This window comes from Cytobacillus pseudoceanisediminis (assembly GCF_023516215.1).
Classification (GTDB): Bacteria; Bacillota; Bacilli; order Bacillales; family Cytobacillaceae; genus Cytobacillus; species Cytobacillus pseudoceanisediminis.
Genome location: NZ_CP097349.1, coordinates 1,646,305 through 1,672,209, shown reverse-complemented (window position 1 = coordinate 1,672,209; position 25,905 = coordinate 1,646,305). Strand labels below are relative to the sequence as shown.

Annotated in this window: 24 protein-coding genes and 5 pseudogenes; 8 read left to right on the top strand and 21 right to left on the bottom strand. The window is 40.5% G+C overall.

All coding sequences use genetic code 11. The annotated features are described in order from the left end of the window. The first annotated feature begins 70 nt into the window (after positions 1–70). Positions 71–1,234 (top strand): glycosyl hydrolase family 18 protein, encoded by a 1,164-nt coding sequence (locus M5V91_RS08900; RefSeq protein WP_251175503.1) that lies wholly within the window; start codon positions 71–73, stop codon positions 1,232–1,234. Between the two features lie 47 nt (positions 1,235–1,281). Here M5V91_RS08900 and M5V91_RS08895 read toward each other — a convergent pair whose 3' ends face one another. The 3 genes from M5V91_RS08895 to M5V91_RS08885 form a co-directional block, all read right to left on the bottom strand. After that, positions 1,282–2,193: a CBASS cGAMP-activated phospholipase gene (locus tag M5V91_RS08895; RefSeq protein WP_034297065.1), complete on the bottom strand. Its 912-nt coding sequence runs from the start codon at positions 2,191–2,193 to the stop codon at positions 1,282–1,284. 128 nt (positions 2,194–2,321) lie between these two features. Continuing rightward, entirely contained in the window at positions 2,322–2,588 is a 267-nt protein-coding gene (locus M5V91_RS08890; RefSeq protein ID WP_251175502.1) for a DUF1292 domain-containing protein, read from the bottom strand. A 119-nt stretch (positions 2,589–2,707) separates the two neighbouring features. After that, the gene (locus M5V91_RS08885; protein ID WP_284522015.1) at positions 2,708–3,799 is read right to left on the bottom strand and encodes a branched-chain amino acid aminotransferase; all 1,092 of its coding nucleotides are present in this window, start codon (positions 3,797–3,799) and stop codon (positions 2,708–2,710) included. 434 nt (positions 3,800–4,233) lie between these two features. On the opposite strand from M5V91_RS08885, the gene yxiS reads away from it, so the two are divergent. Then, a complete protein-coding gene (yxiS, locus tag M5V91_RS08880) occupies positions 4,234–4,539 on the top strand; it encodes a protein YxiS (RefSeq protein WP_009334630.1) in 306 nt (101 codons plus the stop codon). A 37-nt stretch (positions 4,540–4,576) separates the two neighbouring features. On the opposite strand, the gene M5V91_RS08875 is transcribed toward yxiS, so the two are convergent. From M5V91_RS08875 to desA, 3 genes are all read right to left on the bottom strand, one after another. Then, a complete protein-coding gene (locus M5V91_RS08875; protein WP_009334629.1) occupies positions 4,577–5,176 on the bottom strand; it encodes a response regulator transcription factor in 600 nt (199 codons plus the stop codon). Continuing rightward, positions 5,173–6,309: a sensor histidine kinase gene (locus M5V91_RS08870; RefSeq protein WP_251157023.1), complete on the bottom strand. Its 1,137-nt coding sequence runs from the start codon at positions 6,307–6,309 to the stop codon at positions 5,173–5,175. Before M5V91_RS08870 ends, M5V91_RS08875 begins: the two co-directional genes overlap by 4 nt. A 95-nt stretch (positions 6,310–6,404) precedes the next feature. Then, positions 6,405–7,448 carry a Delta(5) desaturase DesA gene (gene desA / locus M5V91_RS08865; protein ID WP_019379944.1) on the bottom strand — a complete coding sequence of 348 codons (1,044 nt, stop codon included), beginning with the start codon at positions 7,446–7,448 and terminating at the stop codon, positions 6,405–6,407. Positions 7,449–7,705: 257 nt separating this feature from the next. Here desA and M5V91_RS08860 point away from each other — a divergent pair, with 257 nt between their 5' ends. After that, positions 7,706–7,990 (top strand): hypothetical protein, encoded by a 285-nt coding sequence (locus M5V91_RS08860; protein WP_009334626.1) that lies wholly within the window; start codon positions 7,706–7,708, stop codon positions 7,988–7,990. Positions 7,991–8,045: 55 nt separating this feature from the next. On the opposite strand, the pseudogene M5V91_RS08855 reads toward M5V91_RS08860, so the two are convergent. The 4 genes and pseudogenes from M5V91_RS08855 to M5V91_RS08840 form a co-directional block, all read right to left on the bottom strand. Beyond that, a pseudogene (locus M5V91_RS08855) lies at positions 8,046–8,700 on the bottom strand (spore coat protein). A 112-nt stretch (positions 8,701–8,812) separates the two neighbouring features. Next, positions 8,813–9,394, bottom strand: a complete 582-nt coding sequence (locus M5V91_RS08850; protein WP_009334624.1) for a hypothetical protein — start codon at positions 9,392–9,394, stop codon at positions 8,813–8,815. Positions 9,395–9,514: 120 nt separating this feature from the next. After that, positions 9,515–10,807, bottom strand: a complete 1,293-nt coding sequence (locus tag M5V91_RS08845; protein ID WP_284522014.1) for a DEAD/DEAH box helicase — start codon at positions 10,805–10,807, stop codon at positions 9,515–9,517. 176 nt (positions 10,808–10,983) lie between these two features. Beyond that, a pseudogene (locus M5V91_RS08840) lies at positions 10,984–11,426 on the bottom strand (YndM family protein). Between the two features lie 206 nt (positions 11,427–11,632). Here M5V91_RS08840 and M5V91_RS08835 point away from each other — a divergent pair. Then, positions 11,633–12,157 carry a ribonuclease H-like YkuK family protein gene (locus M5V91_RS08835; RefSeq protein ID WP_009334621.1) on the top strand — a complete coding sequence of 175 codons (525 nt, stop codon included), beginning with the start codon at positions 11,633–11,635 and terminating at the stop codon, positions 12,155–12,157. A 46-nt stretch (positions 12,158–12,203) separates the two neighbouring features. On the opposite strand, the gene M5V91_RS30385 is transcribed toward M5V91_RS08835, so the two are convergent. The 3 genes from M5V91_RS30385 to M5V91_RS08825 all read right to left on the bottom strand — a co-directional run bounded on the left by M5V91_RS30385 (position 12,204) and on the right by M5V91_RS08825 (position 13,743). Beyond that, positions 12,204–12,482, bottom strand: a complete 279-nt coding sequence (locus M5V91_RS30385) for a hypothetical protein (RefSeq protein ID WP_369425946.1) — start codon at positions 12,480–12,482, stop codon at positions 12,204–12,206. Beyond that, entirely contained in the window at positions 12,479–12,664 is a 186-nt protein-coding gene (locus M5V91_RS30380) for a hypothetical protein (RefSeq protein WP_369425945.1), read from the bottom strand. Before M5V91_RS30380 ends, M5V91_RS30385 begins: the two co-directional genes overlap by 4 nt. Before the next feature lie 86 nt (positions 12,665–12,750). Next, positions 12,751–13,743: an LLM class flavin-dependent oxidoreductase gene (locus tag M5V91_RS08825; RefSeq protein ID WP_019379942.1), complete on the bottom strand. Its 993-nt coding sequence runs from the start codon at positions 13,741–13,743 to the stop codon at positions 12,751–12,753. Positions 13,744–13,952: 209 nt separating this feature from the next. Here M5V91_RS08825 and M5V91_RS08820 point away from each other — a divergent pair, with 209 nt between their 5' ends. Beyond that, positions 13,953–15,086, top strand: a complete 1,134-nt coding sequence (locus M5V91_RS08820) for a zinc-dependent alcohol dehydrogenase (protein ID WP_251267424.1) — start codon at positions 13,953–13,955, stop codon at positions 15,084–15,086. A gap of 45 nt (positions 15,087–15,131) precedes the next feature. Here M5V91_RS08820 and M5V91_RS08815 read toward each other — a convergent pair. Together M5V91_RS08815 and M5V91_RS08810 are read right to left on the bottom strand one after the other, a co-directional pair. Continuing rightward, positions 15,132–15,988 (bottom strand): annotated as a pseudogene (locus tag M5V91_RS08815) (deoxyribonuclease IV). Between the two features lie 3 nt (positions 15,989–15,991). Next, positions 15,992–18,563, bottom strand: a pseudogene (locus M5V91_RS08810) (helicase-related protein). Positions 18,564–18,770: 207 nt separating this feature from the next. Here M5V91_RS08810 and M5V91_RS08805 point away from each other — a divergent pair. After that, positions 18,771–19,304 carry a YceI family protein gene (locus M5V91_RS08805; protein ID WP_009334615.1) on the top strand — a complete coding sequence of 178 codons (534 nt, stop codon included), beginning with the start codon at positions 18,771–18,773 and terminating at the stop codon, positions 19,302–19,304. A 185-nt stretch (positions 19,305–19,489) separates the two neighbouring features. Here M5V91_RS08805 and dacB read toward each other — a convergent pair. Beyond that, a pseudogene (gene dacB, locus M5V91_RS08800) lies at positions 19,490–20,971 on the bottom strand (D-alanyl-D-alanine carboxypeptidase/D-alanyl-D-alanine endopeptidase). A gap of 261 nt (positions 20,972–21,232) precedes the next feature. Here dacB and M5V91_RS08795 point away from each other — a divergent pair. After that, on the top strand, positions 21,233–21,490 hold the full coding sequence (locus M5V91_RS08795; RefSeq protein WP_009334613.1) for a YpbS family protein: 258 nt from the start codon (positions 21,233–21,235) through the stop codon (positions 21,488–21,490). Positions 21,491–21,539: 49 nt separating this feature from the next. Here M5V91_RS08795 and M5V91_RS08790 read toward each other — a convergent pair whose 3' ends face one another. From M5V91_RS08790 to M5V91_RS08770, 5 genes are all read right to left on the bottom strand, one after another. Continuing rightward, entirely contained in the window at positions 21,540–21,857 is a 318-nt protein-coding gene (locus M5V91_RS08790; protein ID WP_251175500.1) for an MGMT family protein, read from the bottom strand. Positions 21,858–21,923: 66 nt separating this feature from the next. Then, complete coding sequence (locus M5V91_RS08785) at positions 21,924–22,733, bottom strand: endonuclease I family protein (protein WP_251175499.1); 810 nt, start codon at positions 22,731–22,733, stop codon at positions 21,924–21,926. Continuing rightward, on the bottom strand, positions 22,730–23,695 hold the full coding sequence (locus M5V91_RS08780) for a S8 family peptidase (protein ID WP_251175498.1): 966 nt from the start codon (positions 23,693–23,695) through the stop codon (positions 22,730–22,732). The genes M5V91_RS08785 and M5V91_RS08780 overlap by 4 nt, the downstream gene beginning before the upstream one ends. A 199-nt stretch (positions 23,696–23,894) precedes the next feature. Further along, on the bottom strand, positions 23,895–24,407 hold the full coding sequence (locus M5V91_RS08775) for a mismatch-specific DNA-glycosylase (RefSeq protein WP_019379935.1): 513 nt from the start codon (positions 24,405–24,407) through the stop codon (positions 23,895–23,897). A gap of 100 nt (positions 24,408–24,507) precedes the next feature. Continuing rightward, on the bottom strand, positions 24,508–24,945 hold the full coding sequence (locus M5V91_RS08770; RefSeq protein WP_019379934.1) for a peptidylprolyl isomerase: 438 nt from the start codon (positions 24,943–24,945) through the stop codon (positions 24,508–24,510). 164 nt (positions 24,946–25,109) lie between these two features. Here M5V91_RS08770 and M5V91_RS08765 point away from each other — a divergent pair, with 164 nt between their 5' ends. After that, on the top strand, positions 25,110–25,766 hold the full coding sequence (locus M5V91_RS08765; protein ID WP_251175497.1) for an MtnX-like HAD-IB family phosphatase: 657 nt from the start codon (positions 25,110–25,112) through the stop codon (positions 25,764–25,766). Positions 25,767–25,905: the final 139 nt, after the last annotated feature.

Sequence of the window (25,905 nt, the reverse complement as noted above, 5' to 3'; positions counted from 1 at the left end):
ATTACCACCCCCTCCTTGTTCTCTTTTTTGATACACTTTTAAAGGATTGAATGATGGAGGTTTACTATTTGTGAAAAGAATACACCAAATGCTGATATTGATTGTTTTTATATTTTCCAGCGGTTTTGCTGCAGGCATTTACTATACAAACATCACCGATCAAGGCCAGCCTTTAAAACAGTCTGTGCCGGTTTCACAATCCAGCAAACTTCTGGTCAAAAAAGGAATCCCGGAGCTTTCGGAGATTCCCGAAAAAGTGCTGATGGGTTATATCCAGGATTACCGTGATCCAAAATCGATCGATTATTCAAATCTGACACATATCCTATTTTCTTTCGCTCATCCTGAGAAGGACGGCAGCATTTCTTTAAATGGTGATTCAGCCCTGAAAAATCTGAGAAGTGTGGTAAGAAATGCACACCGGCAAGATGTAAAGGCTATACTTGCCGTAGGGGGATGGTTTCATATCAATGGCGGGGAATCTTATGATTATTTTAAACAAGCCATAGCTGATGAATCCTCGAGAGATAGGCTGGTAAAAGAACTGGCGGGACTGGCTCAAAACGAAAACCTTGATGGCATTGACATTGATTTTGAGCATCCGCGTTCTAAAGAGGATGCAAAATACCTGGCAGTCTTTATCCATAAGCTTAGCGAAATGCTTCATGCAAACGGCAAAGTGCTGTCTGTTGCGGTCCATGCCAAAATTCATAGTGTAACCGGGACAGAGACGGGCTATGTCGTATATGAGCCTTCTATGTTCATGAAGGTTGATTATGTAAATATTATGGCTTATGATGGCCAGTGGGATGGCGGTTACAATGCTCGCAATCTTTCTCCGTACTCCTTTACAGAGAATATAGCAAACTATTGGGGACAATTATTTGATTCACAGGGTATTCCAAAAGATAAGCTGGTTCTGGGGGTTCCGCTTTATGCTCAGCCAGCAGATCCTGCTATTAAGCCGGTATCATATAATGCAGTCATAAACGATAACCCTGAAAACGCAGAAAAGGATAAGATCAGCCTAAATGGCACCGACTACTACTATAATGGTGCCAAAACGATGAAAAAGAAAACAGCCCTGGCTCTCAATCACGGATTCGGCGGAATGATGATCTGGGAAGTGGGCCATGACGCCAAAGGACCATACAGCCTTATGGGAACGATTGCTGAAGCTCTCCAAAATACAGAAGAACCCGTGAAGTATTATTCCTTGAAAAATACCAAATAAGAAAAAAGAGCATGGGCAGCACCCATGCTCTTTTTTCTTATTTCAAATCACGATAGTATAAACTTTTTTATTTCCTCCCGCCGGTCCTGATAGACCTTCTCTCCAAGCATAACCAATTCCTCCACAAACTTTATTTCATCAAATGGCATTTCTTCCCCCAGTTCTTCATTTATGCGCAAGTAATTTTCTCCGAGCAGATGCTTGCAATGGTAGGTAACAGATTCGGAGGATAAATGAAGGGCCAGGTCCAAAAGCTTCGGCGTCACTTTCATGGACGGGAGCTGGAAAGGCAGCCAATGTTTTACACCCCAGTATTTATTATTGTCAATCGTAAAGTCAATTTTTTGAAGACCGGTTCCAAGGGAAAGGATTTTTATTTTTTGCAGCTCCTCCTTGAAGTGATGCATAGCCTCCGTAATGCAGACGAGTGATGGATTATTCGCCCAAAGCCCTCCGTCTATCGATAAATAACTGTTGCTGATGTTATTAGGAGGGAAATATACAGGTGCTGAACAGGAGGATAGTACTGCGTCCCAAAGCTTCATTGATAAACTTTCATTTCCAGTACTGCCGTAATTGGAACGGTGGATAAATGGCTTGCCATGGGTCACATCGACAGCAGGAATTAAAAGCGGCTTTTTAATATCGGAAAGCTCTGTTTCACCAAAAGCTTTGCGGATAAAACGCCGCAGGTACTTATCACTGTATACACTTTTAAAGAGGCCAACCTTTGCCTGTTTTACAAATATTTTTTTCCCGAATGACTCGTATCCTTTCAAGACCTCGCTCATATCTTTCTTCAGGATCAGTGAAGCGGCAATTATAGATCCGGTGCTTGTGCCAGCAATCATATCAAAATAGTCGCCGGCTTGCAGATTCAGTTCCTCTTCGAGAGCTTTTAAAATGCTGACAGCAAAGACACCGCGTATTCCACCGCCATCGATGCATAATATTTTCATTGGATCACCTGCTGTTTCATTCCTTTTGTGATATTTGCCCATTACTATTGGGGAAATTACGTTATCTGAAGATTAGGAGCTAATGCCTCTTCCTATGTAAAAAAAGAGAAGGAATGATTCCTTCTCTTCTATTCCTCGTTTATCATTTCCTCGAATACAGCAGAGATCTTGTTAAATTCTTCGTCGCTTTCAATGGGGGTAAAGTCGCCGTCTTCATCCAGTTTTAAGAAGAACACGTCGATATCTTCTTCTGTGTCTTCTTCAAGATCTTCTACGAAGCTGACAGCAGCATATTGATGGCCATCCACCTCTGCAGAAGCGAGGACCTCCACTTCCATTTCCTGATCATTTTCATCACTGATTGTAAATACTTCTCCAACTTCTATCTTGTCCATTTTTTATCTCCTCTCTATAGTAGGTTCTTTCTATATTTTCCCGTTTTAGCAGATTTTCATGCCTAAAATAAAAATAGGATCGGCTTTATGTGCCGATCCTTGCCTGCATTGAGGATTACTTAATGCCTGCTGCCTCTTTTTTCCACTTTTACACTCCATCCAAACGGGTCTGGCGCGGTTCCTTTTTGGATGCCTGTCAAAGTATCATAGATTTTCTTAGATAATTCGCCGGTGATCCCGCCGCTGATTTCAATTTTCTTATTGTCCCAGAAAAATTCGCCAATTGGAGAGATAACAGCAGCAGTGCCAGTTCCAAATGCTTCTTCAAGCTGTCCATCCGCATGTGCCTGGTAGATTTCTTCAATGGAGATTCTGCGCTCTGCCACTGGGATATTCCAGTATTTCAGCAACTCGAGTACAGAGTTTCTGGTGATTCCTTCTAGGATGCTTCCATTAAGCTCAGGTGTTACAACTTCACCGTTAATTTTGAAGAAAATGTTCATGCTTCCCACTTCTTCAATATATTTATTTTCTTTTCCGTCCAGCCATAGAACCTGTGAATATCCAGTTAAGCTGGCAAGCTCCTGTGCTTTCAGACTCGCTGCATAGTTTCCTCCGGTTTTAGCGGTGCCTGTTCCCCCTTTTACGGCACGGACATATTCGTTTTGAACAGCAATTTTAACAGGGTTGATGCCTTCCTTATAGTAGGCGCCTACTGGAGAAAGAATAATGATGAATTTGTATTTCTTTGATGGTGCCACTCCAAGGTATGGCTCAGTTGAAATGACAAATGGACGGATGTACAGTGAAGTTCCTTCAACATTGGGAATCCAGTCACGATCGAGTGATATTAATTCTTTTAAGGCATAAAGAGCAAGCTCTTCATCAATTTCAGGAATGCATAATCTGGAGTTGGATTTATTCAATCTCTCCATATTCTTTTCTGGCCTGAACAGCAATACCTCATTATCGATTGTAAGATATGCTTTTAACCCTTCGAAGACACTTTGCCCATAATGGAAAATCATTGCAGCGGGATCAAGTGAAAGCGGCTGATAAGGTACAATTCTTGGATCATGCCATCCCCTGCCGGCAGTATAATCCATTTCAAACATATGATCGGTAAAATTTTTGCCAAACTCCAGGTTATCAAATGCAGGTTTTTGTTTTTTCTCAGGTGTGCGATTGATTTCAATTTTAAATTCATTCATTGTCAAAACTCCCTATCTGTAGATGATTTAAAAACCTCATGCCTGCTTTTCCTGCTGCTCTTAATAGAGGATAAATAAAAACGCCCAGTCATCCTCCGAGCGTGGACGAAAGGGCTTGCTTCCCGGCAACAACCAATATGGATGTTCAACAGCTGCTTATAGTCATTATATTAAGACTCATATGCTGTTTTTGAAAAGGTTGCCATTCGCTCTTTTCTACTTCAAGGCAGTAGTGCAGTTATCTGTTAAAGTTTTTATAAGTTTTTCTAATATTATGATATTCTCCTATTTAATTGTCAATATGAATTAACAATAAATTTAGAATTAATTCGAATTACTGAAAATTCTATTTGCAAAAGAAATGGCAATTTAGATGAAAAATCATGGATTTAAATCTATAATCAATATATAAATACATAAGGAGATTTATGAAGATGAACAGCAAAGAGCTAGAAGAAAGAATTATTCAAAACTATCAGGGCGAAGAAAAAATGATGATTCTCGTTTTTGCCCAGTGGTGCATTAATCACAATTTAGATCCCGAGGAAATCTATTTAAAGGCATATCCTGATCAAAGCAAAAATAATTCACTGCAGGAAGCGCTGGAGCTGACAGTTCCAAAAGAAGAAGCGGGCGATGTGCCTGATGAGACATTGCTTGGTGTTCTCTCAATGTTCGGAAATGATGATTTGGCCTTCGTCGTTATGGAAGAATTAAAGAAAATGAAAAAGGACAGCTAAGCCAATTGGCTGCTGCCCTTTTATGCAAGAAACACTTTTATTTAAACCAGCCCTTCTCTTTGGACTGGGTAATGGCTTCAATCCTGTTCGTAACTTCGAGCTTGTCTAGAATAGCAGAGATATAGTTACGGACGGTTCCTGTTTTAATGCTGAGCTGGTCGGCAATTTCTCTGGTGTTTTTGCCGTCGGCAATCAGCTCAAGCACCTCTTTTTCACGGTCGGTCAGCGGGTTTTCTTCTCCATATACATCATCCATTAATTCAGGTGCATAGATGCGCTTTCCTTCTACGACGTTTCTGATTGAGCTGGCGAGCTCTTCACTTGGGCTGTCTTTTAATAAGTACCCCCTTACACCGGCCTTAAGGGCACGCTGAAAATACCCTGACCTTGCAAAGGTTGTCAGAATAATAACTTTGCAGCCTATGCCCTTCAATTCTTCCGCCGCCTCCAAGCCGCTCTTTTCCGGCATTTCAATATCCATGATGCATACATCCGGTTTGAGCGTTTGGACAAGAGATATGGCTTCCTTGCCATTCGATGCTTTGCCAATGACCTCCATATCGTCTTCGAGATTTAACAGGGATCCTAAAGCACCAAGCACCATCCGCTGGTCTTCAGCTATGACGATTTTAATCATGCCTTTTCCTCCTTATTTGTTTCTTTTACGACTGTTGGCACCTTCATTGTAATCGTTGTTCCATTTTCAGATTCGATATCAAGACTTCCATTGACAAAGTCGAGCCGCTCTCCTAATCCAAGCAGTCCTGACCCCTTGCCGACATCTGTTGCGGGATTCATGCCGACCCCGTTATCCTGGACAGTAATGCTAACTTCATTCCAGGTTTGTTCAATGCTGATGCGGCATTCTGTAGCATTACTGTGTTTTACTACATTTGTCACAGCTTCTTTCATGCACATGCTTAGAATATTCTCAAGGAATAGCGACACGTTCTTTAATTTGATATCTTCTTCCCCGATGAATTCGATTGAGGCTGCCTTTAAGATTTGCTTAACAAGTATAATTTCTTCCTTCAGCCTGATTCCTCTCATCTGGGAAACCATTTTTCTTACTTCGTTTAATGCTGTTCTGGCCGTTTGCTGAACGTCTATAAGTTCTTCCTTTGCCTGGTCAGGATCCTTGCTGATAAGCTTACGGGCCAGATCGCTTTTTAACCCGATCAGAGACAATTTTTGTCCGAGTGTATCATGAAGATCTCGGGCAATCCGCTGCCTTTCTTCCTGTTTGACAAGCTCCGCAATCCTTTTGTTGGCATCTTCGAGCTGTTCTTCAAGCATTTCCTGCTTTTTCTTATTGTGAATGTTAAAAGGAAGCAAAATCACACTGATCCAGATGATAATGATAAAAGGTATCTGCTCGAGAAATAATGGCTTCTGTGTGACAAAATTAATGTTTATTGAGATGGTGGTTGCAACAAGATGGATGACATATAACGTTAAAAATGCAATCCTGTTTTTGATATGGCCATTGTAATAAGCAATATAAAAAGCAAAATAAATAAACGAAAACAGAATGGTCATCGTAATCGATATGCTGATTAAGATGCCAGTCCATAGATAGACAGGCCACTTCCGCGATATAAAGGCAAAACGCAATGATATAAAAAATAAAATGGTCAGGATAATGCCTACGGCTATGGCGATTTTAGAGGTGGACCTGAAGATGAAATAAAACGGCAAAATGCTGAATACACTCCATATATAAGGAGAAATGCCTGAACTTTTCAATGTGGTGAAATACTTTTTAAACATGTGAGGTACCCTCTTTTTTATTCGTAAAATAATGAAACAGCTCCTTTGTTATCATATCACAAAGGAGCTGTTCTTCAGTAGATTATAGACTTAGTTTATGGCTTCACAGATGCCGTTTTCGCTCTGCTCTGTTTTTTGCTGAGGGCAGACTGCCTGGCTGCTCCATATCCAGTGAAGTCCTGGGCATCTTCATCCCATAAGCGGAATCGAAGTGACTTTAGACTGGTCGAAAAAGTAATCGTCGGTACATTCTGAAGCTCAGCTGTATTATAATGTGCGCTTTCGAGATTATAGTTAGGCACGCGCGGGCTTAAGTGATGAATATGATGGAACCCGATGTTCCCGGTTAGCCACTGAAGTACTTTTGGAAGCTTGTAAAAGGAGCTTCCTTCTACTGCCGCTTTTACATACTCCCACTTATCATCTTCTTCAAAATAGGAGTCTTCAAATGTATGCTGTACATAGAAAAGCCAAATCCCCGCTGCTCCGGAAATTAAAAAGATAGGTCCCTGCACCATCAGGAATGCTTCCCATCCGATGGCCCAGCACATGAACGCATACAAACCAGCGATGGCTGCGTTTGTAAGATAAGTATTGATGCGTTCATTCTTTCTTGCCCCTTTTCTGTTAAATCGATTTTTTAACAAAAATACATAAATCGGGCCTAAACCTAACATGACGAACGGATTGCGGTAGATGCGATAGGCTGCGCGTGTCGACCAAGCCGCATCCTGGTATTCTTTCACTGTCAGTGTCCAGATATCTCCTGTACCACGCTTGTCCAGATTACCGCTTGTTGCATGGTGAACATTGTGGTCATGCTGCCATTGGTGATAAGGGAAAATGGTAAGTATCCCTGTGAATGTGCCAACAATTTTGTTTGCTTTGCGATTTTTGAAAAAGGAATGGTGGCAGCAATCATGGAAAATGATGAAGATCCTGACCAGGAAGCCAGCTGCAATGACAGATATGCCAAGCGTCAGCAGGTAAGAAAAGCTCAGGCTCTTATAAGCAAGGAACCATAGCAGGAAAAAAGGTCCCAGAGTATTGACCAGCTGCATGATGCTGCGTGTTAAATCGGATTTTTCATAGGGTGCCATTTGTTTTTTTAAGTTGAGTTGTTTTTGTTTAGAAGTCATTTTTTAATTCCCTTCTTCATGACGTTAACTTTATGATAAAGGGTTTTCAGAAGGTTTTGTAGACATGAGTGTCATGTCCAAACCATGATAAATGTCATGGTTTGCAGAAAAAATTAAGATGAGATCCTATAAACAGGCTATAATTTTTATGTTTCCCTAAAAATTTTTTTATTTTATAGGATTATTTTGCCTTACACATGACTTCTAATTCCTTAGGACATCATGAAATTGATATTAAATTAAAAGGAGAGTTTTGTATGAATCAACACGGCAAAACAGATATCGATTCACCCATCCAAGCTTCAATTGAGCAGATTTGGCAGAATATATGCAGAGGCTGGGATCAATTCAATCAATCAGCCGTACTGGATTTCTTAAGTCAATGTGAGGAAAAAGGCATTGATTCCCAATTCGCAATGAGCTGGGTTGAGAAATATAAAGATAAGATTCCGGATTGGCAGGCGGTTTCCAGAGTGTCTCTTGATTGGATGAATCAGCATACAGCTGCTGGCTCTCCATTATCGAATGAGACCTTTAAATAACCACATATGCAAAAGAATGCAAGAGCCCCTTGGCATATTACCAAGGGGCTCTCTTTTAATGAGGAATATTAGAATTTGGCATTTGCCCTTGAGCAGCATTTGGCATTTGCCCCTGTGCAGGAGCATATGCATTTAACATTTGCTGCATATCCTGCTGTGTAAACTGAGGTACCTGGTAATAATGATGTTTGTTTTGATAAATCGAAAGTTCATAAGCCATCTCAATGCAATTTGGGACAGAATCAGCCAGTACTCTCCGGACAACTGGATTTGTTGTTTCGAGTGCAGCCATTGTTTTCATGGAAGCGGCCGATTTTAATGCTCCCAGAAGGCAGCCGGAAACTGTTTCTTCATTCATTTCGGAGACAGATTGGATTGGCTTTTTTGGCTGAGAAGGCTTTAAGCCATAAATAAAATCATTATCCTGGTTCATTTTATAGCTCTGTGTTGGTTTAGAAGGATCTTTACCTGTCTGGAAGCATTCCAGTGTAGTATTGTATTCCTCTTGCACAAATTGATATTGGCGGTCCATTATACCTGCCAGTTCCTGATCTTGTACGTGCTGCCGCAATAATGAGTATGTGTTTAAGGTGCCGACTGTACCTGATAAAACCTCTTGAACATCAAGAACTTCATGTGCTCCATGGTTGAGCTGCTGGGGTATATTTCCTGTATGCATATTGATGCATCTGGTTAGGCTGATTTTCCATTTCGATTCCTCCTTTTTTAATAACAATCTTTATCATGCAGATTTTTAAATAGAAATATCCATGGGATGGTAAAAAAAATAAATAAAAAAAGCAGTTCGATTGAACTGCTTTTTTAGTTGACTTCCTCAATCGTTTCTGCCAGTAAGAATAGATATCTGTAAATTAGAATGTAAGCATCGTTTATGGTCATGTCTTCTTTAAAGCCCTCCAAGTCATCCAAAGCAAAATTGAGTTCCCATAACCCATCTTGCTGGTTAAACATTAGGTCAAATGTTGCTGAATCACCTTGTAATGTTCTTTTTAAATATGACCTTATTGTTTCTGCTTTCTTTTTAGGCAATTTAAGTCCAAGCATGACATCATAGGTTCGGAACAGATCATCGAATTCAAAAGAGATGGCGTCTGCACCAATAATCCCAAACCATTCAGACTCAAGGTACATAAACTCTTTAATATTTTTCACAAAATAATCAATAGGCTGGTTTAGAAATTCGGGTGTCTCCTGTGAGAGGACTTCTTCTGTTTCCTTGTTTCCTCTCTCTATATAAGCATTTGCAAAGCGGGTTTCAGGATTTTTGACTATTAAAGATTCAGCATTTGATAATAGCTGATGCTTTTCAGCAAATTCTTTTTCTTCTTTGTATATTTCGTTTCCTGGTTCCTTGAGATGGTTTTCAATCCGTTCTTTTAACATTTCGCTACTCCTTTAATTATGGTTACCTTCCGCGTCTTTTTGACCTATTACTCACAGATTTAGGCGCTGAAGTCTTCTTTTTTGATGGTGATTTACTGCGGTTTACATGACCAGCTGAATTCAATGGTTTTGAGTTTTTCCTTTGCCCTTTTCTGCCCTTTGCTGGGGAGGTTTTGCCTTCAGTCTTTTTTCTGTCTGCATCTTCCCGATTATCATTTTTCTTTCTTCCGGATGAAGCTGGGATTTTTTGCACTTGAGAGTTTTTTCTGATGACCTGGAAGGCTTTTGCCTTTCCTGGCTATTGCCAAGGTTCTGCTTGGAGATCGTAATGTTCAGTCCTTTTTCAATTGCTTCAAGAAGCGGTTTGTCTGCGGATGAATAAAAAGTGATTGCCATCCCCTTCATGCCAGCCCTTCCCGTTCTTCCGATTCGGTGAACATAGCTTTCCGGATCCAGTGGAATATCATAATTAAATACATGTGTGACACCTTCCACATCAAGTCCCCTTGCTGCTACATCAGTTGCTACTAATAGCTGTAATTCGGCATCCCTGAATCGTTTCATCACTTGTTCCCGTTTGGACTGAGACAAATCTCCGTGAAGCTCATCACATTGGAAGCCATTTGATTTTAGTACGTCATTAAGCTTGCTGACCCTGCGTTTGGTCCGGCAAAAGATGACGGCTAAATAAGGTCTATGAGTTTGAATTAATTGCATGAGTGTGGCCTGCTTGGCACGGTCGATCGTATGTATGGCGATTTGCTTGACTGATTGTGCTGGCCCTTGTGTTTTTTCGATTTGCATATACTCTGGTTCTTTCATATGTTTCCTTGCCAGATTCCTGATCTCTGCTGGAATCGTTGCAGAAAATAACATGGTCTGCCTTTTGCCTGGTGTTTCTTTAATAATATCTTCCACTTCATCCAAAAAGCCAATATGGAGCATTTGATCGGCTTCATCCAATACTAAAAAATCTGCTTGTGATAAATCAATTGTTTTCCTCTTAATATGATCGAGAAGCCGGCCAGGCGTACCAACGACAATTTGAACCTTTTTCTTAAGCTTATTAAGCTGCTTGTCCACATCTTGGCCCCCATAAACGGCTAATACCTCTAAATCATCATCGCCTGCAGTCAGTTTTTGAACTTCATCTGTAATCTGCAGAGCTAATTCTCTTGTCGGTGTCACAATGAGAGCTTGAATATGGACAGCATCCGGGTCAAGCTTCTCAAGAATCGGCAGAATAAAGGCAAATGTTTTGCCAGTTCCAGTCTGTGCCTGTGCAATAATATCCCTGCCCTCCATCACGGCGGGTATTGCCTGCTCCTGAATAGGAGTTGGTTTTCCAATGCCATGGCTCAGCAATATATTTGTTAGTTTTTTTGAAATACCCAGTGTTAAAAAATCCTGCAAATAATTCCCTGCTTTCTTCACTTTCTTTATTAGAGGCTCAGGTGAAGTTTTAAAGAAATTTCACCCTTATTAATATTGGATGTTTGATGGCAAAATAGCAAGGTATTCTTATTCTGTTTTAAAAAACCCAATACCGACGGATAAGTCTGCATTGGGTTTAGTTGCTTATTATTCAGTCAATCCCAGTCCCTTGTTGGCTCTTTTTCTTCGGCCATTTCCATTCCATACGCCAGACGCGGATTCAAGGCCGCTTCTTTGCGATTTTCCTCCTGGCTGACATCGGCCCCTTTCTGCAGATAGCGGTGCACAAAGACTTCGGAAAGAGTGATAATTCCTGCTGCAATGACACTTCCCCACGCTATTTGCAAGTAACTGTTAAGCAATACACTCCCAAAAACCCATACAGATGCATAAACCAGGAAAAAGTCAGCAATGAGGGCATTCCGGTTTCCCAGGCGGGGAGAATAATCCGATCACCAAGCATATATGACATAACCGTTACCAGCAGGCTGAAAGAAACAATATCGGCAAATGCTGCATCGAAAAATAAATCAAGTGCTATGGCAAAAGCAATCATGCTTGATACAAATTTAAGTACAAAAATTAATGTTTTATTCATATGTGATCCTCCTTTGCCCATAGTTTTTATCAATCTGCGCATTCCCATTCATCCAGCCTTTAAACAATGCTAAGTATAATTTTTTCAAAAAATAAACAACTTGTTCGGAGCCTCTCAATATAATGGTAGTAAAAGTCTAACATCTTAAGTTAAAGGTTGTGGAAGAGTGTTACTCCCAGACAAATTACTTAATGTGGTGATAATAAGTGAGTGCTGAATATAAATTTCAAAATCTCCAGGAGCGCAATTTGACGTTTGAGCAGGTATTCGATCGTATTTTACTTTTTATGAGGCGAAATCCTGATGGGAACTTCCGTTTAATGATTGGGACTGATTCACAGGTTCATTGCAATCGAACAGTGTTCATAACCGGAATAGTTATTCAAAATGAACGGAAGGGCGCCTGGGCATGTATTAGGAAAACCATCATTCCAAGGAAAATGGTGCATCTGCATGAGAGAATCTCATTTGAAACCTCGCTGACGGAAGAAGTCGTCTCTTTATTTACTGAGGAATGCAAAGATAAAATGTTTGATATCGTACTTCCATTTCTTTATAAAGGCGGTTCCTTCTCCATGGAAGGACATATGGATATCGGTTCTGGGAAAAGGAATAAGACCAGGGAATTTGTAAGTGAAATGGTATCGAGAATAGAATCGATCGGTCTCGAGCCAAAAATTAAGCCGGAAGCATTCGTTGCATCCAGCTATGCCAATCGATATACGAAATAAGGAAAAAAGAACTCAAGTTAATGAGTTCTTTGCATTGCACTTAAAACTATACGCCTGCATGCTCTTTATAATTCTGTTCCAGCTTCAAAGCAACAGCTTCTGTAAGCTCAGCAGTAATTTCCGGAAGAGATGTATTAAGCAATGAATTGGCCACTTTAGCCATCATACCCTCAGCGGTAATTTGAAGAGCGCCTGTCATCAAGTTAGTATTATTCCTTCCTTTGGAAGCAAGAAAATACCCATCGCCGGTAAATTTCTCATTAAGCCCTGTTAATTGAAAGGTTACCTTGGTTGGTTCCTGCCAGCTTGTTATATCCACCTTCAATTCGATTTTTTCTTAATGATCCCCATATCGCTTTTAAAGCTCCAGGTAGACTCTTTTTCACTTAGTACCTCATGTGTAATATAACCGGGTACTAAGGGAGCCCAGTTTCCAATATTACTGACAAAATTCCATATTGCCGTTATTGGAACGTTCACTTCTGCCTGATGTGTGCAGCTTGCCATTTTTACCGCCCCTTTTGAAAAATTTCATAGTTGGTTTCCATGAATATGTATTCAAATTTATAGGGCAAGATTCATTAATTTTATATTTATTTGATCAATTCTTTGGCGATCAATTCATATGAACGCAAACGGTCCTCATAACGGTGAACAATGGTAACAATCATAATCTCATCTGCTTGGTACCGCTGCTTCATATCTTTCAGCTGCTCGGAGACTTCTTTCGGATTTCCAATAATAACGCGGTTTCTATTGTTAAATGGCTCCACATCCAGGCTGCGGAAATAGTGTTTTGCTTCTTCAATCGAAGGAATCCCCTCATTGCGTACCCTGCTTTCTGCTCTTATCTTCCAAAGCATACTGCTGAGTGCCAGCTCCTTAGCTTCCTGTGTTGAGTCAGCGCATATAGCAGAGACTGTTAAAATGACTTTTGGTTTCTGTATAATTCCCCTTTCAATGAAGTTTTCCCTATATTGTTTTATGATGTCGTCCCCATCTTTTTCACTCATGAATTGGCCAAATGCATAAGCAGTTCCAGACTCAGCAGCCATTAAAGCACTTTTCCTGCTTGTTCCCAATAACCATGGTTCCGGGCTAATTGCAGGTAGAGGTGAAGCGGATATTTTAGCAAACATGTGATCCTCAGGAAAATGATTATATAAAAATTGAAGAAGTTCCATCACCTTATCCGGCATTTTGCGGACACCTTCCAAGAAATTATCGGAAAGTGCCATAGACGCTTCTGCTGATCCTCCTGGTGCCCTTCCGATTCCCAGATCCACTCTGTTAGGAAATAATGTAGCAAGCATATTGAACGACTCCGCAATTTTGTATGGTTTATAATGCGGCAGCAATATGGCACCTGCACCAATCCGTATATTTTTTGTTTTAGCACCGATATAGCTCAACATGATTTCAGGAGCTGAACAGGCAAAGCCTGATAAATCATGATGTTCTGCAATCCAATATCTTGTGTAGCCCAGCCTCTCTGCTGACTGTGCCAGCTGTACAGAGGCTTCCAATGCTTCTTTGGGTGAATATCCCGATGAAATGGGAGCCTGATCCAAAATGCTTATTTTCAAGGTTTATCCCCTCTTTCAAATGTGCTTGTTTCCTAAGACTGCGGCCATTTTAAAATGTAAAACGAATAATAAAATGCTGATGAGTGAAACTTATATTATGGCCTCTTTGTATAAGATGAATCTTTAAAAAGTATAACAAACCAAATTTTCTTTATCGTTTTATTGATATTTTATACTGCTAAAAAATCTTAATTAATGGAGTGTTGAATATGAAGGCGGTCACCTATCAGGGCCCTAATCGTGTAGCTGTTACCAATGTGGATGACCCTAAGCTAGAAAAGAAAGATGATATTATCGTTAAAATTACATCCACAGCGATCTGCGGTTCTGACCTGCATTTATATCAGGGCAACATGCCTCTTCCAGAGGGTTATATTATTGGCCATGAACCAATGGGCATTGTGGAGGAAACAGGACCGGATGTAACAAAAGTAAAGAAAGGGGACAGAGTCGTAATCCCTTTCAATGTATCCTGCGGCCAGTGCATTTATTGTCAGCAGAATCAAACCAGCCAATGTGATAATTCCAACCCCCATTATGATTCAGGGGGATACTTTGGATACACAGAGAAATTCGGAAATCATCCAGGCGGGCAGGCGGAATATTTAAAAGTCCCTTTTGGCAATTATACGCCGTTTCTGGTTCCTGAATCCTGTGAATTGGAAGATGAATCTCTATTATTTTTGTCAGATGTACTTCCGACTGCCTATTGGAGTGTTGTTAACGCCGGTGTTAAAAAGGGTGATACAGTAATTGTCCTTGGCTGTGGCCCTGTTGGGTTAATGGCGCAGAAGTTTGCATGGATGGAAGGCGCGGAGCGTGTTATTGCAGTTGATTACCTTGATTATCGGATCAATCACGCAAAGGCAGCAAACAAAGTGGAAGTCTTCGAGTTCACCAAATATCCTGATATGGGGGAGCATTTAAAGGAAATTACCCATGGAGGCGCTGATGTAATAATCGATTGTGTAGGCATGGACGGGAAAAAGTCGCCCCTTGAGTTTATAGAGCAAAAATTAAAGCTTCAAGGCGGCACTCTTGGTCCCATTCAAATTGCGACAAAGGCTGTAAGAAAAACAGGAACAGTCCAAATAACCGGTGTCTATGGAGCAAACTATAATATGTTCCCTCTCGGTGCCTTCTTCACCAGAAACATTACACTTAAGATGGGACAGGCACCTGTCATACCATTTTTGCCAATGCTCTATGAGAAAATTGTTAATAAAGAATTTGATCCGAAAGACATTATTACTCATAAGATTAACCTGGAAGAGGCGAGCCATGGCTACAAAATTTTCAATGGACATGAGGACGACTGCATCAAGGTAGTATTAAAGCCTTAATTGACACGACTAAAAAGCCTGCTGTATAATAGCAGGCTTTTTTAGTCATGGCTGTTTTCCCCATCTTTTAATTAGAAGTTCAACTTCTTCATGATGTTCAATTCCTTCACCAGAAGGTGTTTCCAGAATTAATGGCAATCTTTGAAATGGTTCGGTATTGACAACCTGATCAAATTGTTTCGCAGTAATATGACCTTTGTTAAATATATTGGCATGTCTGTCTTTACCTGAGCCTGCAGGATATTTGGAGTTATTTAAGTGAATGGCTTTAAGATGATTGAAATAGCCCAACTCTTCCCTTTTTTAAGAAAATCATTTAGATTTTCTCCATTCCAGAGATTGCTGGCAAAGGCATGGCAAGTATCCAGACAAAAACCAATCTGATCCCGGTGTTCACACAGGCTCCGAACCTGAACAAGCTCCTCCATCGTTGTACCCATTGACCCGGGGTGGCCAGCAGTGTTTTCAAGCAGGATCAAGCAAGGGTCTTCCCAGTGAGAGAGGATTTGATTAAGCATCTCGATCATTAAATGATATCCTGCAAGCGGATCCTTTTTGTTGATTGGGTTTCCGAAATGTACAACCACTCCTGCCGAGCCACAGGCACTGGCAATTTCCAGATCATTCAGCAAAGACTTAATCGTCAGCTCTTGCTTCTCCGGCTGCGGTGTGAGGCTGGTTGGATATGGAGTATGTGCAATCGAAAAGATTTCATGCTCTTTGCAAAACGCCCTGCAAAGAGCTGCATCCTCCCGATTAAAATCCTTTACACTCAAGCTTCTTGGATTCTTCGGAAAGTACTGAAAGGCAGAAGCATTCATGGCCTTTGCAGCTTTTGCAGCTCCTAAATATCCTTCCCTTATGCTTACGTGACAGCCAAATAACATCCTGATCCCATCCATTCATTACCTTCTATAATAATTATATCTTCTCCTTGAACGTGAAGAATGACATTCATCACAGATTTGATATTCGTGTTCCCAGGGCAGTTTTTTGCCGCACTTTCTGCATTTTCTTGAGAGCTCTTTTATATCGGTTTTTAGTCTTTCGTGAACATGATCGCTGATTTCTTCCCTTAATCTTTCCCAATATAACGCTTCTGTTCTCTGCTCAAGACGATACAGGAACAGCAAATGCAGGCCTATTGCTTTATAAGTCAATTCCAGCTCTTCCAGATTACGGTTCTTAATTCTGGGCTCTGGAAGCTCCTCGCCATCAATAATGGCATACATGGTCTCTTCCCATTGACGGACAAGATCATGTTCTTTTTTGAGAATGGCAGATGGAGAAAACCATACAGGTCCATTAGTCCAAGCTTTGCTTCAATTTCTGTTCCGCGTATCCTTTCATATAGGTCTCTCTCCTCTGTTAATGCCGCTTTTTTGGTTCCTCTGGGGCTCTCAAACTTATCCCAAAGCTCAAAGAATGATCCGAGATCGCGGTAATACCTTTGGAATCTTTCAAATACTGTATTTGTTGGGGCTATGGCAAAGCTGTGGACCGGGGCATCCTCCATTTCAAGCAAGGCCTTCATTCTTTTGATATCTTTTGTAAAAGCAACTTTTCCAATGTTATAAAGCCCTTTTCGCCCTGCCCTTCCAGCAATTTGCTTAACCTCCTGTGAAGTAAGGGTTCTCCTTTTTGTTCCGTCAAACTTATCATTTTCCAAAAAACAATTCTCCGGATAGGCAGGTTGAGTCCCATCCCAATGGCATCAGTGGATACAATGACGGAAGTTTCTCCCTTTGTAAAACGCTGGACTTGTTTTTTTCTGGTTTCAGGAGGCATCGCTCCATAAATCATGCTTACTGAGTGCCCTTCCTGCTGAAGCCTTGAGGCAGTTTCAAGCACTCTCTTTCTTGAAAAACAGATGAGTGCATCGCCTTTTCGTACATGACTGAATTTGAATTCCTTTGCTTCGACTTCAAGAGGTATATCCCGGCTGTATTCATTCAATTCAATATCTGCTTCGCCAAGAAGCTGGAGCATCATGCTTTTAGCGCTGCGGCTGCCAATGATATGGACTTCATTTGCATTTGCCTTGGTAATGGCTTTATACCAAGAGAAGCCTCTGTCCTTATCCGTGATCATTTGGGCTTCATCAATGACAATGACGTCGTAATAGTCCTTTTCGTAGAACATTTCAACCGTGCTGGAAAGATGCTCAGAACCGGCAACTGCCTTTTCCTCTTCACCGGTTTTCAAAGAACAGGGTATACCTTCGCGGTTCAGTTTATCATATACTTCCAGTGCCAACAGCCTTAAAGGTGCCAGATACATGCCGCTTTGGGCTGATTTCATTCCTTCAAGGGCATGATGTGTTTTCCCTGTATTGGTTTCACCAATATGAAGTACATACCTTTTGGCCCGTTCCACAGAGGGGCTGTATTCCTGCCCGAATATATATTCGAGCATGCGTTCCTCTTCTTCTTTCTTCCGCTGCTGCTCAGCCAATTCTTCTGCTATTTTTCTTTCTCTGTCAGCAATATCCTTCTCGAGCAGATCTTTATGGACTTCAGGGTCAAACGGTATATCCGCAAGCCTCAGCAGATCTTCAATATATTCCTCCTGAATGCTTTCAAAAAGCTTTCATCAAGATCCTGAAGGGTATGGGCCATTAACTTCTTCACCGACTTACCGGTCAGCGGTTTCTGATAAGCGTCTTCATATTCCTCGAATAAATGATGCGGAAGGTTCTGCAGGACGAGCGATTGCAGAGAATCGGACAGATATCCTGATATATGGTTCTTATAGACATAGTAATAGGCTTCATATTCAAAGTAACCTTTACCTCCATACAATGCTTTATGGATATTTCCTGTCAGCTCATCAAGGAATTCCCCCATTACAGTATAATCACCTGCATCAAAGCTGCCTGTCTCTTCAAGCTTTTCCTCCAGAGCAAAGGTATCCGCTTTTTGATATCTTATCTTGTTTCTAAAATCGGAAACCAGCTGCTTTGAAGCCATATGTCTGACATGAAGATAAAGAAGGCTATAATCTCTTTCAATAATTTCATCAATATTCTTTTCAATATCTTCGCGGATTCGATACTTCTTTCGCTGAAGCAGCTCCTCTTCTGCTTTATGCAGATAATGAGCCCGTGCATTCTCATAGCGCCCAGCCCATGCTTCATTATTGTTTTCAAAGAGGTCATTAAGCCAGTCCAAACTGTTAAAAGGCTGATAATCCCTCATTTCAGTCCGGAATAAGTGATTGATTATTTTCCTGTCAACATTTTCGGTGTCGTACCCTTTTTCACTTAGATATTTCTTTTTCATGCTTGGATATTTTGGCAGTGATTTTATTCAGCCATACATTTACCCAGATTTGATCGATATAATGAAATCTTTCAGAAAGATATTCCTTATAGGAGGGCATCGACTCTTTACTGCCCAGATAGCGGTCGGCATCCTCCAGGATTTTTATTTTTGTATGCTCTGCAGCATTATTGTAAATCTGTTCAAGCTGATTCATGGTTCGTTCCCCTTTAAACATCACTAAACCGTAATGTAATGATTATGACTTAGGTTATGTATGATATTGATAATTTAAGTAGTCTTCATTTTACCATCTTTTGAAAAAATATCATTGACATAAAACTTAAACCGGCATATAATTTATCTAGAATTAAAATATCTTGAATTCAAAACAAATGAATTCGAACTATTGGAGGAGAAAAATATGGCTAAAACAAAATGGGCAGTTGATCCTGCGCACAGCAGTGTGGATTTTTCTATCAAGCATATGATGATCGCAAACGTGAAAGGCAGCTTTAATAGCTTTGATGCAGAAATAACTGCAGATCCTGCAGATTTAACAACTGCTGATATTACATTCAATGTTTCACTTTCAAGTGTTGATACACGCAATGAAGATCGTGACAACCACCTGCGTTCTGCGGACTTCTTTGATGTTGAGAACCACCCGAAAATGACCTTTAAATCAACAAGCATTGTAAGCAAGGGTGATGATGAATATGATGTTACCGGCGATCTTACAATTCATGGTGCAACAAAAACAGAAACCTTCACTGTGACATATGAAGGATCAGGCAAAGATCCATGGGGTAATGAAAAAGTCGGCTTTACTGCTGCTGGAGCAATCAAACGAAGCGATTATGGCTTAACCTGGAATTCAGCCCTAGAAACAGGCGGAGTACTTGTTGGAGATAAAGTGAAAATTGACCTGCAGATACAGGCAGCAAAAGCAGAATAAGACAGAAAAAGGGCAGGTAAACCGGCGAAATGGTAACCTGCCCTTTTTCTTAATAGTTAAGAATGTGCAAATTCTGAAGTTAGATAATTGTCTCGGCTCCCGGGTCTAAGCGTGTCTAGTTTCGGGCTCTTAAAAGCTTGAGGTCATAAGCCGGTAGGCGGACGGCTTCAGCTTTTCTATACTGTTTATTGATCGGCTAATAACGTGGCAATTTTGTCTTCTATAACCTTACCTTGACCGCCATCAGTTAAGTTATTCAGAATAACAGAAAAGATAAGTTCTTCCCCGCTGGCCGTCTTAACATATCCTGATAATGAACTGACTGTTGAGATGGAACCTGTTTTTGCTTTGACATTTCCGTCGGCATTGGTGTTTTTCATGCGATTTCTAAGAGTTCCCCCACCATCCGGTCTGTATTGCCGGCAATCGGCAATGAGTTCAAATAGGAGCTGAACCATTCTTCGTCCTGGACTTCGAAAAGAAGTTTTGAGATTTCATTTGCCGGAATTAAGTTTACATGTGAGATTCCGGAACCGTCCCGGAGCACGAGGGTTTCCTTATTCATTCCAAGGGCTTCAGCTTGTTCTTCTAATACCTCGAGCCCTTTTTCCCAGCTGCCTTCTCCTTTTACAGCTTTGCCCATTTCCTTGATTAATGTTTCCGCATGGCCGTTATTGCTTAATTTCATAAATGGTATGAGCAAATCTTTGATAGGCATGGATTTATGCTCAGCAAATAGTTTTGCGCCTTCTGGAGCAGTGCCAGCTTCTGTTTTCCCTTTGATTTTAATGCCTTGTTCAGCGAGAGAGCGCTTCAATAGATCCAATGCGTAGCCAGTAGGCTCCCATACAGCGATCCATTCCCTTGAACGGCTGCCTTCAACTGGAATTTCTCCTTCAATTGTAACTGTGTTCGTACCGTGATCTCTTTCAATATGGATATCCTTCTTTTCGTCTTTAGAGACGGTTTTAGCCTTATTGACGATCTTTATGTAATCTGTTTCCGGCTCCATTTTTACAATCGGTTCCTGCCCGGCTTTTTCTCCGGGATAAACCTCTACAATTACTGTGCCTGCGTCATAGTCCTCGTTGGGGGAGGCTGTAAGTGCCGAAACTTGTCCGCCATAATACCATGATTCATCGCTCCATGATAGATCGGTGGAATAGCGTATATCATCATACCACGTGTCATCACCGATCAGGCTGCCATGAATAACTTTAATGCCTGCTTCTTTTACTTTAACGGCAAATGAATCAAAATCCTTCTTTAAAAGGGTTGGGTCTCCTTTTCCTTTTAAGATCAAGTCACCTTGAAGTGTCTTTCCCTTTATTGAACCTGTATGAAGAAGTTCTGTTGTGAACTGATAATTTTCTCCCAATGTTTCTAGAGCCGCTGCTGCTGTCAGAAGCTTCATATTAGAAGCCGGTCTTAAACGTATATCCCCGATATGGTCGTATACCAGCTCGCCTGTTTCTGCATTGCGGATACTGACTCCTGCAAGCCCCCTGAAGAATTGGATCATTATTAAGCATTTGGTTTAACTGCTGTACAAGTTCGCTGCCTTCTTCCGTTGCTTGGACTTGAGGCGATTCAGGCTGAGCAAAAGGAACAAGTGCCAGCATAAATACCAGCAATAAACTGATATTTATTTTTACACTCTTTTTCATATGTATTAAACCACCTTCCATTTTTGTTTCTTAACCTTTTCTCCTTAGAAAGGTGTGTTTCCTTTATTTCCATAATGAGGAAAAAGAATCAATTTTTAATTTACTTAACTATTTTATTCTCCACTGCAGAAGTTATGAGGACTGGCTATTATTTCTAATTTTTTCTAAAATAAATATTATGCTACTAAGAAGATTTATTCTTAAAATGGTATTAGAAAATGGTATGATAAAAGCAGGTGAATTTTTTAAGGGGTGGAAAGTATGAGTGTACATAAAGCAATTTCAGAACATGTAGGAAAGCAGAATAAGATTATAACGAAATTTGCTGCCCTGGAACAGCAGCGCGAATACTATATTGAGCAAGCATTGGATCTATGCAGGCGAGGACTTCCTTTTTCTGCGGATAAGATAAATGAAGTAACCGCTGAAATCAATGAACTTTCTAAACAGGGAATTATACCTGCTAGAAAGTATGTAACAATTGAGATGATTGAGGAATATGCATCAAAGACAAAATAGGTATTTATGATCATAAAGAAGCGTGACTTCTAATTGAATGCACGCTTCTTTATTTTTGCTGTGAGGATTCGTGGGCAAATTCCTGCAAATCAAGTCTTTTATTTATATTAAAATGTATCCCCTCATTTTCTAATAGTTCTCTCTGAATGTCATGCAAATCTCCGTCTTTAAACCCAATTTCCCCTTTCCCATTCACAACCCGATGCCACGGAAGCTGATGCTTTTCACTTTGGGTATGAAGGATCCGGACCACCTGTCTAGCTCCTCGGGGGCTCCCGGCCAGCCTTGCGATTTGCCCGTATGTCATGACTTTTCCTCTTGGGATGTTTTTAATGATTTTTATAACTTTTTCTGTGAATGCCTGCACATGATTGCTCCTTTTTTATTTTATATTATAAAACAAACCCGCCTGAGTTTCAGGCGGGCTCTCTTATTATCCTAACATTTTCTTAGCATGTTCCGGAAAATCAATAAATGGGTTGCGGTTTCCCTGGAGTTCTTGAATGGCAGCGTTTCTATGCTTTTCATATACAGTCACTGGATATTCTGCATGCCATCTCAGTAAAATCTGCATATCCATCTTTTCTTCGATTTTAATTACTTTTTTATATCTGACAGCAAAATAGAATACTGCTCTTGCGGCAATACCCTTTCCATATTCAGGCTCAAACTTTTCCTGTTCTGCCATTCCGCATCCGTTCCTGATACTCTCAGCCTCGAAATCCGGAGCATAGGTTTCAAAATCAAAGTAGGGGAAGTTGCTTCTCATACTGTTGCATGCCGGTTCACAGGCAAACAGGTGATGGAGATCCCCTCTCATTGGCTGCCTTTCCTCAAACCAGGATTGTGGAACGACATGTTCGGTATTAAAAATTACTCTTTCAATGCTGCTATAGCCGCTTTCCTGAATCGACTGCAGAAGCTTGAGATCCTGGTCAATGGCTTTAAGCGGGTCCATCCCTTTCCCGGAATATAAACTTTTTAGCTTGAGATTTTCCTGCAGATCCACCCATGGATATACATACTGGTGGGGTGAGTAATCCAATTGCCGGTTATGGGTACGAACCACCAGAGTATGGATTTGTTCTGGGATGTCTTCTTTTTCTAAATCAAGGGTGCTGTAGTAATCCTCCAGATTGATTTTATCCTTCTGAGCATCGTAATAGGGTTCATTCTGAGCATTTTCAATATACTTTGACTGAGCCTCTGCCCATGCGGCTGAAATATTGTTCACTTTAATCATATAGCATTATGGACCATGGATTTGAATTTTTGGACAAAGATCCCGGCTAAATGCTCAGGTACGGTTAAATAAACAAGACCGTTTCCTTCCAGTTTAGGCGAATTGCCTAATGGAACTGTCCTTCTGATTAATTGTGCATATAGTTCTGGTTCTGAAAGCTTTCTTTCAAATTGCTTGTTTGCTAAATCTTTGATTAGGGCCAGCGCACCTGAAACGTGTGGTGCTGCCATTGAAGTGCCGCTAAGCGTTGCGTATTTCCCGTTTAAGAAGGTAGATAATATCTCTTCACCAGGTGCCACCAAATCAATTTCATTATGTGAGTTTGTAAATTCGGAAGAATCCCTCTCAAGGTTTACAGCACCCACACTAATCACCTCATTGTAGCAGCCAGGATAAGCAAACTCGTCTGTAGAATCGTCCCCATCCCCTTCATTTCCTGCTGCGCAGACGACAAGGATATTCTTTTTAACAGCCGCTTTTATCGCATCATGCAGTTCAGGAACATCGGCTGGTCCGCCAAGTGACATGGAAATGATATCAGCATTTTGTTCGATGGCATAATGAATGCCATTGATGATCCATTCATATTGGCCGGAACCATCCTTATTTAAGACCTTCACAATAAGGAGATCTGCTTCAGGAGCTACCCCAATGACACCAGCATCGTTTTCATGCGCAGCGATAGTTCCAGCAACATGTGTGCCGTGGCCATTATAGTCTTTGAAAATATTTGGATCGCTGTTATCGTCATCTGTAAAATTCCGTCCTCCTGTTATTCGATCCTTCAGATCAGCATGGCTTAGGTCGCATCCGGTGTCCAAAACAGCAATTTTAATTCCTTTTCCTTTTGTTTCGTTCCACATTTTTGGCGCCTGTATTAAATCCACGCCTTTTGGAACTTCCAAAACTTCCTCTTCCTGACGAATCACCTTAAAAGGAATAACACGAACATATTGCTCCATTTCTTTCCCTCCTTAAGAGATTAAATTGAAGCTGGTTCTTGCTGTTGAATCTATTTTAACAATTCTGAATATTAATTAACAGTACCGTTGGTAGGGGAAATTACTAGAATAATGTTTGTGAAAAAGGAAGAATGTGTGCTATTTGCCCTATGAAATGGCATTAGGCTGACCAGGCGGCAAACCATTCAAGTAACTGGTTTTATATGAGAGTTTTTAATAGCTTCGGAATCTCCGCATAGATTTGAATGATTTCATCCATTTTCATTCGGACCAGTCCAGAAGACGAAGGAGCAGCAAAATCAATTGTTCCGGGAACCACAGATTCCTCCTGTACTCCCCATGGCAGCTTCTTTTTGCGGCTGTATTCCTGATATACTCCTTTTCCAACAAAGCAAATGACTTTTGGCTTAAGTTCAACTACTTTTTTAATCAGTTCTTCTCTGCCTTCTTTATATTCTTCCTTTGTTATTTCGTCCGCTGCTTTAGTTGGCCTGGAAACAATATTTGTCATCCCATATCCCAGATCCAATAATTTATAGTCCTCCGCTGCGCTGTATCTTCTGGGAGTTAACCCCGATTCATGGAGAATTTTCCAAAACCGGTTATTAGGATTTGCAAAATGATGACCTGTTTCTCCTGAACGGATACTCGGATTGAAGCCGACAAAAAGCAAATCAAGATTTTCTTTTAAATGATCTTTTATAGGCTCCATATAATCATCCTTTCATTATTGGCAAGGTACTTTTATATTATATAAAATCACCTGGGTATAAAACAAAAAAGAGCCATTTCGGCTCTTTTTGCTGAACTATTTATCCTTCAAAAATTTCAACTTTCTCCATAACATCGCCATTTCTCATCGCTTTGACTGCTTCAATGCCTGAAGTTACTTTTCCAAAAACAGTGTGAACACCGTTTAGATGAGGCTGTGGCTCATGAACGATAAAGAACTGGCTTCCGCCTGTATCGCGGCCCGCGTGTGCCATAGATAGTGAACCTTCTTCATGCTTATGAGGGTTGCCTTCTGTTTCACATTTGATTGTATATCCAGGTCCGCCAGTTCCTGTTCCATTAGGGCAGCCTCCTTGGCTTACAAACCCAGGAATTACACGATGGAAAGACAAACCATTATAAAAGCCTTCGTTCGCAAGCTTTTTGAAATTTTCAACTGTCCCTGGTGCCGCTTCAGGATATAGTTCAAATTCAACCTTTTCACCGTTTTTCATTAATATGTATCCTTTTTCTGCCATACTAATCATCTCCTTATGTAAAAATCAAATTAATAATACCATTAATCTCTCCAGGAATAAAATTAAAAGACGTTTTTTCACTGATTGAAAATAAATAACAAAGGGTAAAGTTAAAATAGCATAGCAGCATAAAAAGCAGAAATGTCTTATTGGAGGTTTATAGAATGAAAAAGTGGGCTTTTGTCTCAGATTTTGACGGAACAATATCAAAAAGAGACTTCTATTTGATTATGATGGATAAATATTTTCCGGAGGGGCGCAAGCTGATGCCCAAATGGAAGGCTGGGGAGATAAAGGATATCGACTTTTTGAATAAAGTCTTCACTTCCATCAATCAGGATGAAGAACAAATTATAAACGATATTTATTCAATAGAAATTGATGAATATGTACCTGACTTTATCAAAAAGGTTCAGCAGAACGGCGGAGATTTTTATATTTTGAGTGCTGGCACAGACTATTATATTTATCACCTATTAAAAAAATATGGAGTGGAACATGTAAAGGTTTTTTCGAATGAAGGGCATTATCATGAGAAGAATGTGCACATGAATATAGATGAGAATCATCAGCATTACTCTGAAAGATATGGCATTGATAAATCGAAGGTCATTCAGGACTTAAAGAAGGAATATGAAACTGTGTTTTTTATTGGGGACAGTGAACCGGATTCCCACCCGGCGGAGTATGCTGACATTACTTTTGCCAAAAATGGGCTTCAGGATCTTCTTCGGAAAAAAGACATAGCATTTGTGCCGGTAGAAGAATTTAGAGAAGTGGAAAATTATTTAAAGGAAAAAGGCATATTGCCAAATCCATAATCTTCACGCCAGGGCAAATCCGCTTTTATTGCCCTGGCATGTTTGTATGTACTTAACCAAATAGCTCCAAGAATAATATTAGGATAAATATGATAAATGCATAAAATGAGAGATGCAGAAATACAGTTGTTAATTTAAA

Coding starts and splice junctions, on each gene's coding strand:
- M5V91_RS08795 (WP_009334613.1), top strand. CDS start 21,233: ATGAGTGTACATAAAGCAATTTCAGAACATGTAGGAAAGCAGAATAAG.
- M5V91_RS08885 (WP_284522015.1), bottom strand. CDS start 3,799: ATGAATGAATTTAAAATTGAAATCAATCGCACACCTGAGAAAAAACAA.
- M5V91_RS08860 (WP_009334626.1), top strand. CDS start 7,706: ATGAATCAACACGGCAAAACAGATATCGATTCACCCATCCAAGCTTCA.
- desA (WP_019379944.1), bottom strand. CDS start 7,448: ATGACTTCTAAACAAAAACAACTCAACTTAAAAAAACAAATGGCACCC.
- M5V91_RS08785 (WP_251175499.1), bottom strand. CDS start 22,733: ATGATTAAAGTGAACAATATTTCAGCCGCATGGGCAGAGGCTCAGTCA.
- M5V91_RS08765 (WP_251175497.1), top strand. CDS start 25,110: ATGAAAAAGTGGGCTTTTGTCTCAGATTTTGACGGAACAATATCAAAA.
- M5V91_RS08780 (WP_251175498.1), bottom strand. CDS start 23,695: ATGGAGCAATATGTTCGTGTTATTCCTTTTAAGGTGATTCGTCAGGAA.
- M5V91_RS08850 (WP_009334624.1), bottom strand. CDS start 9,394: ATGTTAAAAGAACGGATTGAAAACCATCTCAAGGAACCAGGAAACGAA.
- M5V91_RS08820 (WP_251267424.1), top strand. CDS start 13,953: ATGAAGGCGGTCACCTATCAGGGCCCTAATCGTGTAGCTGTTACCAAT.
- M5V91_RS08870 (WP_251157023.1), bottom strand. CDS start 6,309: ATGTTTAAAAAGTATTTCACCACATTGAAAAGTTCAGGCATTTCTCCT.
- yxiS (WP_009334630.1), top strand. CDS start 4,234: ATGAACAGCAAAGAGCTAGAAGAAAGAATTATTCAAAACTATCAGGGC.
- M5V91_RS30380 (WP_369425945.1), bottom strand. CDS start 12,664: ATGGCAAGCTGCACACATCAGGCAGAAGTGAACGTTCCAATAACGGCA.
- M5V91_RS08805 (WP_009334615.1), top strand. CDS start 18,771: ATGGCTAAAACAAAATGGGCAGTTGATCCTGCGCACAGCAGTGTGGAT.
- M5V91_RS08875 (WP_009334629.1), bottom strand. CDS start 5,176: ATGATTAAAATCGTCATAGCTGAAGACCAGCGGATGGTGCTTGGTGCT.
- M5V91_RS08895 (WP_034297065.1), bottom strand. CDS start 2,193: ATGAAAATATTATGCATCGATGGCGGTGGAATACGCGGTGTCTTTGCT.
- M5V91_RS08770 (WP_019379934.1), bottom strand. CDS start 24,945: ATGGCAGAAAAAGGATACATATTAATGAAAAACGGTGAAAAGGTTGAA.
- M5V91_RS08890 (WP_251175502.1), bottom strand. CDS start 2,588: ATGGACAAGATAGAAGTTGGAGAAGTATTTACAATCAGTGATGAAAAT.
- M5V91_RS08775 (WP_019379935.1), bottom strand. CDS start 24,407: ATGGAGCCTATAAAAGATCATTTAAAAGAAAATCTTGATTTGCTTTTT.